The sequence below is a fragment of the Neptunitalea lumnitzerae genome, assembly GCF_027924185.1.
Taxonomy (GTDB): Bacteria; Bacteroidota; Bacteroidia; order Flavobacteriales; family Flavobacteriaceae; genus Neptunitalea; species Neptunitalea lumnitzerae.
Window position 1 is genome coordinate 1487120 of the sequence record NZ_BRVO01000001.1, and the last position, 14471, is coordinate 1501590.

Annotated in this window: 16 protein-coding genes; 14 read left to right on the forward strand and 2 right to left on the reverse strand. The window is 34.6% G+C overall.

Going from position 1 to position 14471, the window contains the following annotated elements; all coding sequences use genetic code 11:
- Nucleotides 1–6: 6 nt before the first annotated feature.
- Nucleotides 7–2397 (reverse strand): TonB-dependent receptor domain-containing protein, encoded by a 2391-nt coding sequence (locus Y10_RS06675; RefSeq protein ID WP_281764585.1) that lies wholly within the window; start codon nucleotides 2395–2397, stop codon nucleotides 7–9.
- 111 nt (nucleotides 2398–2508) lie between these two features.
- Here Y10_RS06675 and Y10_RS06680 point away from each other — a divergent pair, with 111 nt between their 5' ends.
- A complete protein-coding gene (locus Y10_RS06680) occupies nucleotides 2509–2865 on the forward strand; it encodes a CoA-binding protein (RefSeq protein ID WP_281764586.1) in 357 nt (118 codons plus the stop codon).
- Here the strand turns inward: Y10_RS06680 and Y10_RS06685 are convergent.
- Nucleotides 2842–4278: a sodium:solute symporter gene (locus tag Y10_RS06685; RefSeq protein WP_281764587.1), complete on the reverse strand. Its 1437-nt coding sequence runs from the start codon at nucleotides 4276–4278 to the stop codon at nucleotides 2842–2844. The genes Y10_RS06680 and Y10_RS06685 overlap by 24 nt on opposite strands.
- Nucleotides 4279–4385: 107 nt before the next feature.
- On the opposite strand from Y10_RS06685, the gene recR reads away from it, so the two are divergent.
- The 13 genes from recR to Y10_RS06750 all read left to right on the forward strand — a co-directional run bounded on the left by recR (nucleotide 4386) and on the right by Y10_RS06750 (nucleotide 14411).
- Nucleotides 4386–5003 carry a recombination mediator RecR gene (recR, locus tag Y10_RS06690; protein WP_281764588.1) on the forward strand — a complete coding sequence of 206 codons (618 nt, stop codon included), beginning with the start codon at nucleotides 4386–4388 and terminating at the stop codon, nucleotides 5001–5003.
- Between the two features lie 7 nt (nucleotides 5004–5010).
- Nucleotides 5011–6159, forward strand: a complete 1149-nt coding sequence (locus tag Y10_RS06695; RefSeq protein WP_281764589.1) for a glycosyltransferase family 2 protein — start codon at nucleotides 5011–5013, stop codon at nucleotides 6157–6159.
- A 90-nt stretch (nucleotides 6160–6249) separates the two neighbouring features.
- Nucleotides 6250–7575, forward strand: coding sequence for a dihydrolipoamide acetyltransferase family protein (locus tag Y10_RS06700; protein WP_281764590.1), 1326 nt, complete (start codon nucleotides 6250–6252; stop codon nucleotides 7573–7575).
- Between the two features lie 114 nt (nucleotides 7576–7689).
- On the forward strand, nucleotides 7690–8466 hold the full coding sequence (locus tag Y10_RS06705; protein WP_281764591.1) for a 3'-5' exonuclease: 777 nt from the start codon (nucleotides 7690–7692) through the stop codon (nucleotides 8464–8466).
- Between the two features lie 5 nt (nucleotides 8467–8471).
- The gene (locus Y10_RS06710) at nucleotides 8472–9083 is read left to right on the forward strand and encodes a fumarylacetoacetate hydrolase family protein (protein WP_281764592.1); all 612 of its coding nucleotides are present in this window, start codon (nucleotides 8472–8474) and stop codon (nucleotides 9081–9083) included.
- Nucleotides 9084–9416, forward strand: coding sequence for an Hpt domain-containing protein (locus Y10_RS06715; protein ID WP_281764593.1), 333 nt, complete (start codon nucleotides 9084–9086; stop codon nucleotides 9414–9416).
- Nucleotides 9417–9422: 6 nt separating this feature from the next.
- The gene (locus Y10_RS06720) at nucleotides 9423–10673 is read left to right on the forward strand and encodes a competence/damage-inducible protein A (RefSeq protein WP_281764594.1); all 1251 of its coding nucleotides are present in this window, start codon (nucleotides 9423–9425) and stop codon (nucleotides 10671–10673) included.
- A gap of 76 nt (nucleotides 10674–10749) precedes the next feature.
- On the forward strand, nucleotides 10750–10989 hold the full coding sequence (gene rpmB, locus Y10_RS06725; RefSeq protein ID WP_281764595.1) for a 50S ribosomal protein L28: 240 nt from the start codon (nucleotides 10750–10752) through the stop codon (nucleotides 10987–10989).
- Nucleotides 10990–11003: 14 nt separating this feature from the next.
- A complete protein-coding gene (rpmG, locus tag Y10_RS06730) occupies nucleotides 11004–11186 on the forward strand; it encodes a 50S ribosomal protein L33 (RefSeq protein WP_112373121.1) in 183 nt (60 codons plus the stop codon).
- Between the two features lie 12 nt (nucleotides 11187–11198).
- On the forward strand, nucleotides 11199–11354 hold the full coding sequence (locus tag Y10_RS06735; protein ID WP_281764596.1) for a DUF4295 domain-containing protein: 156 nt from the start codon (nucleotides 11199–11201) through the stop codon (nucleotides 11352–11354).
- A gap of 150 nt (nucleotides 11355–11504) precedes the next feature.
- Nucleotides 11505–12458, forward strand: coding sequence for a signal recognition particle-docking protein FtsY (gene ftsY / locus Y10_RS06740; protein WP_281764597.1), 954 nt, complete (start codon nucleotides 11505–11507; stop codon nucleotides 12456–12458).
- The gene (locus Y10_RS06745) at nucleotides 12458–12739 is read left to right on the forward strand and encodes a hypothetical protein (RefSeq protein ID WP_281764598.1); all 282 of its coding nucleotides are present in this window, start codon (nucleotides 12458–12460) and stop codon (nucleotides 12737–12739) included. The genes ftsY and Y10_RS06745 overlap by 1 nt, the downstream gene beginning before the upstream one ends.
- A 37-nt stretch (nucleotides 12740–12776) precedes the next feature.
- Entirely contained in the window at nucleotides 12777–14411 is a 1635-nt protein-coding gene (locus Y10_RS06750; protein WP_281764599.1) for an ABC-F family ATP-binding cassette domain-containing protein, read from the forward strand.
- Nucleotides 14412–14471: the final 60 nt, after the last annotated feature.

The following is a 14471-nucleotide window of genomic DNA, read 5'->3' on the forward strand; positions in this document are numbered from 1 at the left end:
TAGGTTTTAGAACATTCCGCCACCTTGTTTTGTGTTGTCGTCTCTGTTTTTTCTGCGTAAAGCACGGTTTTTACCACTTCCAAAATTATAAGAAGCCCCTAGGTAAAGTGTATTACTTTCCCAAGTAAATTCGCCATTTTGTTTGTATGGTCTGGTAGCATCAAATGCAAAACGCATGGTGTTAAATACATCGTTTACATTTAGGCTAAGCGTACCTTTTCCTTCTGCAAAAGAGTAACGCGCCCCAGTGTTTACAAAATACATAGCCTTTGGGTTAAACTGTAATGATTTATTAGGTCCTCGATAAAAACCAAAAATAGATAAGGTTATTTTTTTAGAAATAGGGAAATTATTGTTCATTCTAAAATTATAAGAAGTGTTGTCTACTTCTGCATATTCGCTACCAACAAAACCTTTTTGAGTTTGGTTAAATAAGTCAAAGCTAGCATTAAAGTTCCACCATTTAGTAGGCTTATAGTTAGATGATAATTCTAAACCATAAGAGTTGTTGTCAGCAAAGTTTTGATAGGTTAATATCAATTTATTTTCATCCAACTCATCTATTAATAAAGCTCTGCTTATTTCATCATTTAATTGTCTGTAAAACACACCACCGGTAAAACTACCTGCTTTTAATCTGCGTGTATAGTTAAAGTCTATAGAGTTTGTAAACTGAGGTGTAAGCGCAGGGTTACCATATGAGGAAATACGAGGCGAACTCCATTCTCTAATAGGGTTTACTTGCGATATACCTGGTCTGTCTACTCTACGGCTAAAGCTTATTTGGTAAGCATTTTTTTCTGTTGGCGTATATTTTACAAAGGCAGATGGGTATACTTGTGTGTATTTATCTGTAAATGCTCTTACCGAATTTGTGTCTGCTTTAATGTCTACGGTTTCAAATCTGGCTCCTACTTGGTATGACCATTTTTTGAAATTCTGACCATAGGTAGCATAGGCAGAATAAATATCCATGTCGTAAACAAAATGGGTGCTAGGGGTAGCAATTAAATCACCAGATGAATTATATGATAAACCAGTAGAATTGTATTTTATATCAGTACTAAATAAACGTGTTTGTGCTCCTAATTCTAGTTTAGAATTTTCGGTTAATGGGTTTACATAATCTAAATTAACAGTGGTTTGCGATCTGTCGGTATCTACAAAATCTTGGTAGTCTGGTAAATCACCAGAGGTGAATATAAAGTTAGAATCTTCATCGTCAGTAAAATCATTATAGTCTGCTTCTAACTCTATATTATGTCCCTCTTTTTTAAAATCATGTTTAAAATCAAAATTGTATTGGCTACTATGATTATTATTAGCGTTGTTAAAATACTGAGTTTGATCTAAGGTAGGATCATCATAAAATAGGATGTCTGTTACCGAATTGTTTTTACCATCAAAAATATTCTGATTGGTGAAAAATGATAACGTGTTATTGTCATTTAGATAATAATCAATACCAATTTTATACAAATGAGATTCATTGTTGTTTCTCATGTCCATAAACTGCTCTGTGTTATCATCAAATCGGTAGATATTCCCGCCATTTACGTATTTGCCAAAGTTATTACCATAGGTGCCGTACAAGTTAAATTTACCGTTACGGTAGTTTAAGTTGATGTTGCTATTAAATTTAGGTTCTTCGCCTTGTGTATACCCTGCCGATACATTTCCGTTGAAACCAATATTTGCATTTTTATGTAATACTATATTAATAATACCGCTCATGCCCTCAGGGTTGTATTTAGCAGATGGGTTGGTAATTAATTCTATTGATTTAATAGAAGAAGATGGTATTTGTTTTAATAATTGATCTACTGGTATGTTAGATAATTTGCCATCTACCATCACGCGCACGTTTTGGTTACCTCTTAATGATAAGTTACCATCTTGGTCTAAATTTACAGATGGAATGTTGTTCATAATATCAGCTGCAGAGGCTCCTACAGTAGTAAGGTCTTTTCCTATATGAACTACTTTTCTATCTATTTTTTGTTCAATAGTAGAACGTTCTGCTACCAGCTCTACATCGTCTAGCTGTGTAACATTTTCTGAAAGTTCTATGGTGCCTAGATTTACATTTCTGGTTCCTTTGTTAATCGTAATATCTTTGGTATAAGGCAAGAAACCTATAAATTGAATGTCTAGGGTATATGCGCCGTCTTCAAGATTTTTAATTTCAAAGTCTCCTTTGTCATCTGTAACTACTCCGGTTATAATTTGTTGGTCTGATTTGCTCTTTACAGTAACCGTAGCGTAGGGAATAGGTTGCTTAGAGGTTTGGTCTATAATAGTACCTTTAATACCTCCTAATTTATCTTCAAGATTATAGGCATGGGCATACGTCGACACTAGCACCATAAGTGCTAAAAAAAAGCTAAATTGTTTCATTTGGTCTGCTCGATTTTTGATTGATGAAATTTAAACGTTATCTTGTAATAGCGTTTGCCTAAAAGACGCGTGAACTGAAAAGGTGTTACAACGTTTAACAGATTTTAACAAATGAAGACTTTAGTTATAGGAGCCTCTACTAACCCGGATAGATATAGTTATAAAGCAGTAAAAAGATTGCTTGATAAAGGTATGGATGTAGAAGCAATAGGAATGAAAGAAGGGAAGATAGGGCCTGTTACCATTAAAACAGATAAGTTTGATACCGATGGTGTAGATACGGTATCGTTATATGTGAACCCAATGATACAGGAGTCTTATTATGACTACGTGGTTAATCTGCAACCACGAAGAGTTATTTTTAATCCTGGAACAGAGAATTACGAGTTTATTCATAAACTGAAAGAAGAAGGTATAGAGGCTGAGGTAGCCTGTACTTTAGTGCTACTTTCTACGAACCAATATTAATAAACCAATAAAGGTTAAAAGTCCATTAATCATTAAAACGGCGTATCCTAGTTTGTGTCCGTTTAGGGTACAGTTATAATCAATTATATAGGAGATAATAGGCGATGCAATGGCTACAAGTGGTACCCAAACATCTTTCACTTTAGCCTTTGTGATTAAACCAAAGCTGTATAACCCTAATAATGGACCATAGGTATAGCCGGCAAAACTGAAAAGTTTGTCAATAATACTTTCGCCGGGTACTACATATCTTAGAATAATAATGGCTAAAAACAAGATGAAAGAGATTAGAATGTGAATTTGTTTTCTAATTTTTACCTGTTTTTGTTCGTCGTATTTTTTATTGATTTCTAAAATATCAATACTGAAACTTGTAGTTAACGAGGTTAAAGCGCTATCTGCGCTACTATACGCAGCAGCTATAAGTCCAATAAAAAAGAAAATAAATACTAAAGATCCAAGGTTGTTTTGAGCAATGGTAGGGAATAGTGTGTCTCCACTAGCTTCAATACCGTTGGCTGTTGCATATTCTGTAAGTAACAAACCTAAGGTTAGAAAAATAAAGTTAACAACTACTAGTATTAATGATAGGGAGAACATATTTTTTTGCGCATCTTTTAAAGATCGGCAGGTAAGGTTTTTTTGCATCATGTCTTGGTCTAGTCCCGTCATTACAATAGTAATAAAGGCACCTGACAAAAACTGCTTCCAGAAATAGCTTGCCTCTCCAGGATTGTCGAAGTAAAAAACTTTAGATAAACTACTTTCCGAAACATATGTAACCAATCCTGTAGCACCAATGTTTAAGTCGTTATAAATAGTAACAATAGTAACCCCTAGTGCTATAAGCATAAACAAGGTTTGTAGGGTGTCTGTCCAAACAATAGTTTTAATACCACTTTTAAAAGTGTACAGCCAAATAAGTAAAATAGTAATGGCAACCGTAACACTAAACGGTATGTTTAGTTCGTCAAAAATTAAAAGTTGTAAAATTTTAGCCACCAAAAATAACCTGCAACTAGCACCAATAATTCTAGAAAGTAAAAAGAAAGAAGCACCTGTTTTATAAGTTGCGTTGCCAAAACGCTCTTGTAAATAGGTGTATATAGAGGTAAGGTTTAATTTGTAATAGAGTGGTAATAATACTTTTATAATAACCAAGTACCCCAAAACATACCCTAAAACCATTTGCATATAGCTAAACTTGCTAGCTGCTACCCAACCTGGCACCGAGATAAATGTAACACCCGATAGCGAGGCTCCTAGCATACCAAAAGCAACTACATACCACGGCGATTGCTTGTTACCTTTAAAAAAAGCATCGTTACTAGAAGATTTTCCTGTAAAAAATGAAACTAGAATTAAAAGCCCAAAGTAGGCCGCAATTATAAGCAATATGTAAAGTGGCGTCATTAGAATATCGTATAAGAGCAAATTACAAATAATTTGAATCAATATGCAAATCTCAATTTTTTCTATAATTAAAACGGAAGAATATTAAAAATTGTACCTTTGCGGCAATGGAATTTTCTTCAAAGCTTTTAGAAAATGCAGTAGCAGAAATGGCTCAATTACCCGGAGTGGGTAAGCGAACCGCGCTACGATTAGTACTTCACTTGTTGAAACAACCTGAAAGTCAGACTGAAAGGTTGGTTTCTGCATTGCATTCTATGCGAAACGAAATCCGATTTTGTAAAAAGTGTCATAATATTTCTGACGTTGCTTTATGTGATATATGTGCCAACCCAAGACGAGAAAGCGAATTGGTTTGTGTGGTGGAAGATGTAAGAGATGTCATGGCAATTGAGTCTACCGGGCAATTTAAAGGGGTGTATCATATTCTAGGAGGTAAAATTTCTCCTATTGATGGCGTAGGGCCAGGCGATTTACATATAGAATCGTTGGTAGAACGTGTGTCTTCTGGGGAAGTTAAGGAAATTATTTTTGCCTTAAGTAGTACCATGGAGGGTGATACCACTAATTTTTATATCTATAAACAAATAGAGCCTTTTAAAATAGTAACCTCTACCATAGCTAGGGGTATTTCTGTAGGAGGAGAGTTAGAATATGCTGATGAAGTAACATTAGGAAGAAGTATTATCAATAGAATTCCTTTTGAAAATTCTTTAAAACAATAAGTATATAATGAGGCTCTCTGTTGTTATCTTAAATTATAATGTTCAATACTTTCTAGAGCTTTGCTTGCAGTCTGTAGTAAAGGCAACGTCTCACCTAGATGCTGAAATTATTGTGGTAGATAATGCCTCGGAAGATGGTAGTGTAGCCATGGTGCAAACACAATTTCCTGATGTGCGGTTAATTGTGAATAAAGATAATACTGGTTTCCCTAAAGGAAACAATATGGGGGTTGATATAGCAAAAGGGGAGTATGTGTGTATTCTTAATCCTGATACGGTAGTAGCAGAAGATACATTTGACAAGCTCTTTGATTTTGCAGAAGGAAAAGATAAACTAGGTATTGTTGGTCCTAAGTTGTTAGATGGTTCTGGTAAGTTTTTGCCCGAAAGTAAAAGAGGAGTGCCAACACCTTGGGTAGCATTTACTAAGTTTTTAGAGTTGTATAGATATTTTCCAAAGCAATGCGGAAAGTATTATTTTATGGAGTTAGACCCTAATGAAACAGGAAAGATAGAGATTTTAGTAGGTGCTTTTATGTTTATGAAAAGAAGCTTGTATTTAAAACTAGGAGGTTTTGATGAAGGCTGCTTTATGTATTCTGACGATGTAGATATATCTTATATGGCACTGAAAGAAGGGTATGATAATTACTATTTTTCAGAAACAAGAGTAATTCATTATAAAGGAGAAAGTACTAATAAAGACGAAACTTTTTTAAGGCGCTTTAGAGAGGCTATGAATTTCTTTTATAGAAAACACTTTAAGGTGAATATCTTATTTGATTTGGTAATGCGTATAGGAGCAAAAATTTTTAGTTTGCTAAAACTACTGCGTATGAAACAACATGCCAATATTCATTTTAAACCAGAGAAGTATTATTTAATAAGTACAGATGCTAGTTTGGTAGAAGATTTAAAAACGTCTTTGAAAAAAGAAGTGATACTAACTACCTTTGAAGAGGTACAGACCATGGGGCCTGATGATAAGCATATAGAACTTCTATTTGATGCTAATACATTAACATTTAAACAAATAATTCAATATTTTAACATATTGAGTGGCAGAGGGTTTACTTATAAGATGATTCCTATGAGTAAACGGTATGTTTTGGGTAGTAATTTTAGTGATGCAAAGGGAGAAGTGAAATTCTTTTAACTAAAATTTATTAAAGAGTATTCAGTTAGATTTAACTTATTTAGTTAATTTCGCAAATATTGTATAAAAAATCAACATTCAATTAGTAAAATGGCAAAATATAAACTATTGTTACCGAAAATGGGAGAAAGTGTTGCAGAAGCAACCGTTACATCTTGGTTAAAAGAGGTTGGCGATACTATTGAAGCAGATGAAACTGTAGTAGAAGTAGCTACAGATAAAGTAGATTCTGAAGTACCATGTGAAGTAGAGGGAGTTTTAGTAGAGAAGTTCTTTGAGGCTAATGATGTTGTGAAGGTAGGAGAGGTGCTTGCTATAATAGAAACTGATGGAGAGGTATCAGATGATGCGTCTGAGTCAGTACAAGTAGTGGCTGAAGAAGCAACAGCGCCAGCTGAAGTAGAAGCTATAGAGGCTACTATGACGGCGGCAAAAGAAACAGTTGCTAACGAAGCGCCTGATTTTGACCAGTCGGAAAGATTTTATTCTCCTTTGGTTAAAAACATGGCTAAGGAAGAAGGTATTTCTATTTCGGAGTTAGAAACTATTTCTGGTACCGGAAAAGATGGTAGGGTTACCAAAAACGATATGCTATCTTATTTAGAGCAACGTAAAAGTGGTGTTGCACCAGCAAAACAGGCTAGCAAACCTGTGCCTGTTGCACCTGTGCAGCCTACACCAAGTAGTGTCCCTGTTTCTGTTAATGGTTCTGATGAGATTATTGAAATGAGCAGAATGGGTAAATTAATTGCTCATCATATGAAAGAGAGTATTAGTACTTCTGTTCATGTGCAAAGTTTTATTGAGGTTGATGTAACTAATATCTGGAACTGGAGAAATAAAGTAAAAGCTGCTTTTGAAAAAAGAGAAGGAGAGAAATTAACGTTTACACCTATATTTATGGAAGCGGTAGCTGCTGCATTAAAGCAATACCCTCTTCTAAATATTTCTGTAGACGGAGATTCTATAGTAAAACATAAAGATATAAACTTAGGTATGGCGGCTGCTTTGCCTGATGGTAATTTAATTGTTCCTGTGATTAAGAATGCAGATCAGTTAAATATGGTAGGTATGGCTAAGAAAGTAAATGATTTAGCTAACCGTGCCAGAAAAAACCAATTGAAGCCAGATGAGATTAAAGGAGGAACTTATACGGTAACAAACATTGGTATGTTTGGGTCGGTAATGGGAACCCCAATAATCAATCAGCCTCAAGTTGGTATTTTAGCGTTAGGAGCTATTAGAAAGGTGCCTGCGGTAGTAGAAACACCTGAGGGTGACTTTATAGGAATACGAATGAAAATGTTCCTTTCTCATAGTTACGATCATAGAGTAGTTAACGGTGCTTTAGGAGGTCAGTTTGTAAAAGCTGTAGCCGATTATCTTGAAGCTTGGAATGTAGATAGAGAAGTTTAGTAAGCAATGTCTTGCTATACTAGAAAAAATATGGGTAAATCATCGTGATAATTTTTTTGATGGTTTACCTTTTCTTATTTTTAACAAAAATGATTTAAAAATCAACGATTCATAATGGAGTTAAATCTTACCAGGCCTATCTGTTTTTTTGATCTGGAAACTACCGGAACAGACATCACAAAAGATAGGATTGTAGAAATATCAATTTTAAAGGTGTTTCCTAACGGAAATAAAGAGAGTAAAACGTGGCTAGTAAATCCTGAAATGCCTATTCCAGATCAGGTGGCGGCTATTCATGGTATCACCGATGATAAAGTGGCAAATGAGCCAACCTTTAAAGAATTAGCTAAAACCGTATATGCTATGATAAAAGATAGTGATTTAGGGGGGTATAATTCTGATAGGTTTGATATTCCTTTATTAGCTGAAGAGATGTTAAGAGCAGACGTTGATTTTGATCTTAAAAACACCGTGGCTGTGGATGTACAAACCATTTTTCATAAAATGGAACAGCGTACTTTAAAAGCTGCTTATAAGTTTTATTGCGATAAAGACTTAGAAGATGCGCATAGCGCCGCTGCAGATACCAATGCTACCTATGAGGTGTTAAAATCTCAGTTAGATAGGTATGAGGGTGTTTTAGTAAACAATATTAAAACGCTGTCTGAATTTACCAAACGTAAAAACAGTGCAGACTTTGCTGGGTTTATAGCATTTAATAAAGAAGGAGAAGAAGTATTTTCTTTTGGTAAACATAAAGGTAAGAAAGTGGAAGATGTATTAGAGACTGAGCCAGGGTATTTTGGTTGGATTATGAATGCAGATTTTCCTTTGTATACTAAAAAAGTGCTTACTAGTATTAAGTTGAGAAAGTTAAATACGAAGCTGTAAGTGTTATGAAAATTATTTGCATAGGAAGAAATTATGTAGATCATATAGAAGAGCTAAAAAATGAACGCCCTTCTGAGCCTGTTGTGTTTATTAAGGCAGACAGTGCAGTGTTGCCAAAACAACAAGATTTTTATATTCCTGAGTTTTCAGATGATGTGCATTATGAGGTTGAGGTATTAGTGAAAATACATAAAGTAGGGAAGCACATAAGTGAGAAGTTTGCTCATAAATATTATGATGAAATTGGTTTAGGGATTGATTTTACTGCCAGAGATTTACAGGCTAAATTAAAAGACAAGGGATTGCCTTGGGAAAAGGCAAAATCTTTTGATGGTGCTGCGGTAATTGGGCAGTTTTTTCCGAAAACTGAATTTGAAGATTTAGACGCAATACTATTTTCATTAGCTAAAAATGATGAGGTGGTTCAGAAAGGAGATACCTCTTTTATGTTGTGGAAAATAGATGAAATTATAGCGTACGTGTCTAAGTATTTTACCTTGAAAAAAGGCGATATAATTTTTACTGGTACACCTGCAGGGGTGGGAAAAGTAAATCCGGATGATGTGTTAACTGGAACATTGAATAATAAGGAAGCATTAAAAGTAACTGTAAGATAAATGTATAATTTAACTAAAATAGAAGAGCTTTCAGGGGGAGATGAAGACTTTATAGTGTCTGTGGTAACTCTTTTTATAGAAGAGGTTCCTGAAGATATGCAGAAGATAGAAGAGGGGATAGCGGAGAAGGATTATCATAAAGTATATCAGAATGCACATAAAATAAAGCCTAACGTAGATTTGGTGGGGCTAGATGTTGCTTTTCAGGCTATTTTAGAAATAGAGCAAAGCGCAAGAGCAGAAAACCATGAGGAAGTAGTAGCTAAATATGAAGTTATTTATAAAGAAATAACTACTGCAATAGCTGATTTAAAAAGAGATTATAATATTTAAACTTGTATGTTTGCTGAAATAATTACCATTGGGGATGAGATTCTCATTGGTCAGATCATAGATACTAACTCTGCTTATATAGCTAAAGAGCTGAATAAAATAGGAGTAGGAGTGTATCAGATTTCTTCTGTTCAAGATACTGAAGCACATATTTTAAATGCCTTAGAAGAGGCGTCTTCTAGAGTAGATATTGTTATTATTACGGGTGGGCTAGGGCCTACAAAAGACGATATTACCAAGCACACTATTTGTAAATATTTTAATGATACCTTGGTTCAAGATGATGCCGTGTTGGCTCATGTAGAGGAGTTGTTTGCTAAGTACATAAAAAGTACACCTATATCCGACCTTAATAGAAAGCAGGCTTTGGTACCTTCAAAAGCAACTGTGTTGATGAATTTGTTTGGTACTGCGCCGGGAATGTGGATAGAAGATAAAGGAAAAATATTTATTTCAATGCCTGGGGTGCCTTTTGAAATGAAAGGTTTGGTAGAGCGCGAAGTATTACCTAGGCTACAGTCTAAATTTACATTGCCATATATTATTCATAAAACGGTTTTAACTGCTGGTTTAGGGGAGAGTGCTATTGCTGAAAAATTAGATGCTTGGGAAGATACATTGCCTGAGTTTGTAAAGCTAGCTTATTTGCCTAATTTTGGTAGAGTAAGATTACGTTTTACAGCTAAAGGAGCTGATAAAGAGGTGTTAGAGCTTGCGTTGAATGCAAAAGTAAAAGAGCTTCATGAGTTGATAGGAGATATTATATATGGCTATGAAGATGATGGTGATATAGAAGTTTTGATAGGGCAGCTCTTAAAACAAGAAGCAGCTACTTTAGCAACTGCTGAAAGTTGTACAGGAGGTAAGATTGCAGAGTTGGTAACATCGGTGCCTGGTGCTTCTGAGTATTTTAAAGGTGCTGTAGTAAGTTATGCTACCGAAGTTAAAGAAAAGGTGTTAGGAGTGCCTAATGAGGTAATAAAAGCACATTCTGTAGTGAGTGCTGAGGTGGTAGAGTTGATGGCTTTAAATGTAAAAGAGCTGTTGGCAACAGACTATGCAATTGCAACAACTGGGAATGCCGGACCAGAAAAAGGAGATTCTGATGCCGAAATAGGTACAGTTTTTATTGCTTTGGCCGGACCTAAGGGGGTGATTTCTAAAAAGTTTAATTTTGGTAAAAACCGCGAAAGGGTTGTTAATAAAGCGGTTTTGGAGAGTTTTGAGCTTTTAAAAAATGAAATTATAAAAAAATAAAGAATCTAACTTGCGCGTTCAAATTATAATTCGTTAATTTGCACCCTGTTTTAAATAACACAAAAGAAATAAGAAGATGTCAAGAGTTTGTGAACTAACTGGTAAGAAAGCTATGGTGGGAAATAATGTTTCTCACGCAATGAACAAGACTAAGCGTAAATTTAACGCTAACTTAACTAAGAAACGTTTCTATATTCCTGAGGAAGATAGATGGATTACGTTAAAAGTTTCAGCAGCAGCTATTAAAAATATCAACAAGAAAGGTATTTCTGCTGTTTTAAAAGAAGCTAAAGCTAAAGGTTATTTAACCAAGTAAAATATTTTTGGACGATGGCAAAGAAAGGTAATAGAATTCAGGTTATATTAGAATGTACAGAGCATAAAGAAAGTGGTATGCCAGGTACTTCTCGTTATATTACAACAAAGAACAAAAAGAATACTCCAGACAGATTAGAGATTAAGAAATTTAATCCTATCTTAAAGAGAATGACTGTACATAAAGAAATCAAATAATTTAACTAAGTCATGGCAAAGAAAACGGTAGCAACTTTACAAACAAGTTCGAAAAGATTAACAAAGGCTATGAAAATGGTGAAGTCTCCTAAAACTGGAGCTTACACTTTCGTAGAGTCTGTAATGACACCAGAATTAGTTAACGACTGGTTAGCTAAACAAAAATAATAACAGTTCACAAAGTTATTTATTTATAATATATAGCTGCTTTCTATTTTAGAGAGCAGCTTTTTTTATATTCCTGTGGTATTTGCTGGTTGGAATTTGTTAATTTCAACTAAAACGCTTTATTTTAGCTTAATATTTACTTTTAATACAATGAGTTTATTTAAACGCATATTTTCCTCAGAAAAAAAGGAAACTTTAGATAAGGGTTTAGAGAAATCTAAGGATAGTTTTTTTTCTAAACTGTCAAAAGCTGTAGCTGGAAAATCAAAGGTTGATGATGATGTTCTGGATAATCTGGAAGAGGTTTTAGTTACTAGTGATGTTGGTGTGGAAACTACATTGAAGATTATTGAGCGTATTGAAGAGCGTGTTGCAAAGGATAAGTATTTAGGTACTTCTGAATTGAATGTGATTCTTAGAGAAGAGATTGCTAATTTATTGGCTGAAAATAACTCTGGAGAAGAAACTGAATTTGTGGTGCCTGGTAATAAAAAGCCATACGTTTTAATGGTGGTGGGTGTAAATGGTGTTGGTAAAACAACTACCATTGGTAAATTGGCGTACCAATTTAAAAAGAGTGGTAAAAAAGTGGTTTTAGGTGCTGCAGATACCTTTAGAGCAGCAGCTATAGATCAGCTACAAATATGGGCAGACAGAGTTGATATTCCTATTGTAAAGCAACAAATGGGTAGTGACCCGGCTTCTGTTGCATTTGATACTTTAAAGTCTGCTGTTACTATGGATGCTGATGTGGTTATAATTGATACTGCAGGTAGGCTTCATAATAAGGTTAATTTAATGAATGAGCTTTCAAAAGTAAAGCGTGTAATGCAAAAAGTAATACCAGATGCCCCGCATGATGTATTATTAGTATTAGATGGTTCTACTGGACAAAATGCTTTTGAACAGGCTAAACAATTTACCAAAGCAACAGAGGTTACTTCTTTAGCGGTTACAAAATTAGATGGTACTGCTAAGGGTGGTGTAGTTATTGGTATTTCAGATCAATTTAAAATTCCGGTTAGATACATTGGTGTAGGAGAAGGAATTGAAGATCTGCAAGTATTCAATAAATTTGAATTTGTAGATTCCTTTTTTAAATAATGAGGGATAGAACAGGTTTGTTGAAAGTAGCCCAAAGGGTTGTTGTATTTTATTGCTTCTTTTATAGCATAGTAAAAGTGTATGCTATCATAAAGGGGAGCTGGTTGCTCCCTAATCTCATGATAATTCTTGGCTTATTAGTACTTGGTGCTATTGGAGCTTATTTAATGAAAATTCATAAGTATACCTGGATATACGCAGGTATAGGAGTGGTTTTAATTTCTGCTTTGCGTTATTATGAGGTGGAATGGGTAACTGCTATGCACGAATTTTTCGGATAGATTTTCATATTTTTTCTAATATAATCTCATACAATCAATGATTACAGTTGATGCTATTAAGGTGGAGTTCGGAGGAACCACCTTGTTTGATAATGTATCATTTGCCATTAATGAAAACGATAAAATTGCATTAATGGGTAAAAATGGTGCAGGTAAGTCTACTTTAATGAAAATTATTGCTGGCTTAGCTAAGCCTACATCTGGGGCAGTATCGGTACCTAAAGAAAGAACCATTGCATATTTGCCACAGCATTTGTTAACAGAAGATAATGCAACCGTTTTTGAAGAAAGTTCTAAAGCATTCGCTACTATTTTTTCTATGAAGGAAGAAATGGATGCTATTAATGAAGAGCTTACTGTAAGAACAGATTATGAGAGTGATGCTTATATGAAGCTTATAGAGCGTGTTTCTGAGCTTAGTGAAAAGTATTATGCTATAGAAGAGATTAATTATGAGGCAGAAGTTGAAAAGATTCTTCTTGGTTTAGGGTTTGTTCGTTCCGATTTTAACAGGCCTACCTCTGAGTTTAGCGGTGGTTGGCGTATGCGAATTGAACTGGCTAAGCTACTGTTGCAAAAGCCTGATTTAATTTTGCTAGATGAGCCGACTAACCATATGGATATTGAGAGTGTGCAATGGTTAGAAGAGTTTTTAATAAATAGTGCTAATGCTGTAATGGTAATATCGCATGATAGGGCTTTTGTAGATAATATTACCAATAGAACTATAGAGGTTACTATGGGGCGTATTTATGATTATAAAGCTAAATATTCCGATTATTTAGTGTTACGACAAGAGCGAAGAGCGCACCAACAAAAGGCATACGATGAGCAGCAAAAAATGATTGCTGAAACCAAAGAATTTATAGAGCGTTTTAAAGGAACTTATTCTAAAACCTTACAGGTTCAATCTAGAGTTAAAATGTTGGAAAAATTAGATATGGTTCAGGTGGATGAAGTAGACACGTCTGCACTTAATTTAAGATTTCCTCCTTCTCCAAGATCTGGCCAGTATCCGTTAACGGTTTCAGATTTATCTAAAAGTTATGACGATCATGTAGTGTTTTCTAATGCTTCTTTAGTTGTTGAAAGAGGGGAGAAGGTTGCTTTTGTGGGGAGAAATGGTGAAGGTAAATCTACCATGATTAAAGCAATTATGGGTGAGATTGATTTTGAAGGTGGTTTACAATTAGGACACAATGTGAAGATTGGATATTTTGCTCAGAATCAAGCGTCGTTGTTAGATGAGTCACTTTCTGTATTTGAAACTATAGATGTAATAGCAGAAGGAGATATAAGAACTAAAATAAAAGATATTTTAGGGGCTTTTATGTTTGGTGGAGATGATGTGACTAAAAGGGTGAAAGTATTGTCAGGGGGCGAGAAAACACGTTTGGCAATGATAAAATTGTTGTTAGAGCCTGTGAATCTTTTAATTTTAGATGAGCCTACTAACCACTTAGATATGAAAACTAAGGATATTATTAAGGAAGCTCTAAAAGATTTTGACGGTACCTTAATCTTGGTTTCTCACGATAGAGATTTCTTAGATGGATTGGTTACTAAAGTTTTTGAGTTTGGTAATAAAAGAGTAAAGGAACATTTTGAAGATATTAATGGCTTCCTTGCCATGAAAAAAATGGAAAACCTTAAAGATATTGAACGAAAATAGTGAGTAGTTTTCTTTTAGAGAATAGCTTATAAAATACCAGAAATAAAAAAGCCTGTCAAT

Excerpts from the sequence above, each read along its gene's own strand:
- recR (WP_281764588.1), top strand. The coding sequence starts at position 4,386 with ATGGAATTTTCTTCAAAGCTTTTAGAAAATGCAGTAGCAGAAATGGCT.
- Y10_RS06695 (WP_281764589.1), top strand. The coding sequence starts at position 5,011 with ATGAGGCTCTCTGTTGTTATCTTAAATTATAATGTTCAATACTTTCTA.
- Y10_RS06745 (WP_281764598.1), top strand. The coding sequence starts at position 12,458 with ATGAGGGATAGAACAGGTTTGTTGAAAGTAGCCCAAAGGGTTGTTGTA.
- ftsY (WP_281764597.1), top strand. The coding sequence starts at position 11,505 with ATGAGTTTATTTAAACGCATATTTTCCTCAGAAAAAAAGGAAACTTTA.
- Y10_RS06715 (WP_281764593.1), top strand. The coding sequence starts at position 9,084 with ATGTATAATTTAACTAAAATAGAAGAGCTTTCAGGGGGAGATGAAGAC.
- Y10_RS06705 (WP_281764591.1), top strand. The coding sequence starts at position 7,690 with ATGGAGTTAAATCTTACCAGGCCTATCTGTTTTTTTGATCTGGAAACT.
- Y10_RS06735 (WP_281764596.1), top strand. The coding sequence starts at position 11,199 with ATGGCAAAGAAAACGGTAGCAACTTTACAAACAAGTTCGAAAAGATTA.
- rpmB (WP_281764595.1), top strand. The coding sequence starts at position 10,750 with ATGTCAAGAGTTTGTGAACTAACTGGTAAGAAAGCTATGGTGGGAAAT.
- Y10_RS06710 (WP_281764592.1), top strand. The coding sequence starts at position 8,472 with ATGAAAATTATTTGCATAGGAAGAAATTATGTAGATCATATAGAAGAG.
- rpmG (WP_112373121.1), top strand. The coding sequence starts at position 11,004 with ATGGCAAAGAAAGGTAATAGAATTCAGGTTATATTAGAATGTACAGAG.
- Y10_RS06750 (WP_281764599.1), top strand. The coding sequence starts at position 12,777 with ATGATTACAGTTGATGCTATTAAGGTGGAGTTCGGAGGAACCACCTTG.
- Y10_RS06675 (WP_281764585.1), bottom strand. The coding sequence starts at position 2,397 with ATGAAACAATTTAGCTTTTTTTTAGCACTTATGGTGCTAGTGTCGACG.
- Y10_RS06700 (WP_281764590.1), top strand. The coding sequence starts at position 6,250 with ATGGCAAAATATAAACTATTGTTACCGAAAATGGGAGAAAGTGTTGCA.
- Y10_RS06720 (WP_281764594.1), top strand. The coding sequence starts at position 9,423 with ATGTTTGCTGAAATAATTACCATTGGGGATGAGATTCTCATTGGTCAG.
- Y10_RS06685 (WP_281764587.1), bottom strand. The coding sequence starts at position 4,278 with ATGACGCCACTTTACATATTGCTTATAATTGCGGCCTACTTTGGGCTT.
- Y10_RS06680 (WP_281764586.1), top strand. The coding sequence starts at position 2,509 with ATGAAGACTTTAGTTATAGGAGCCTCTACTAACCCGGATAGATATAGT.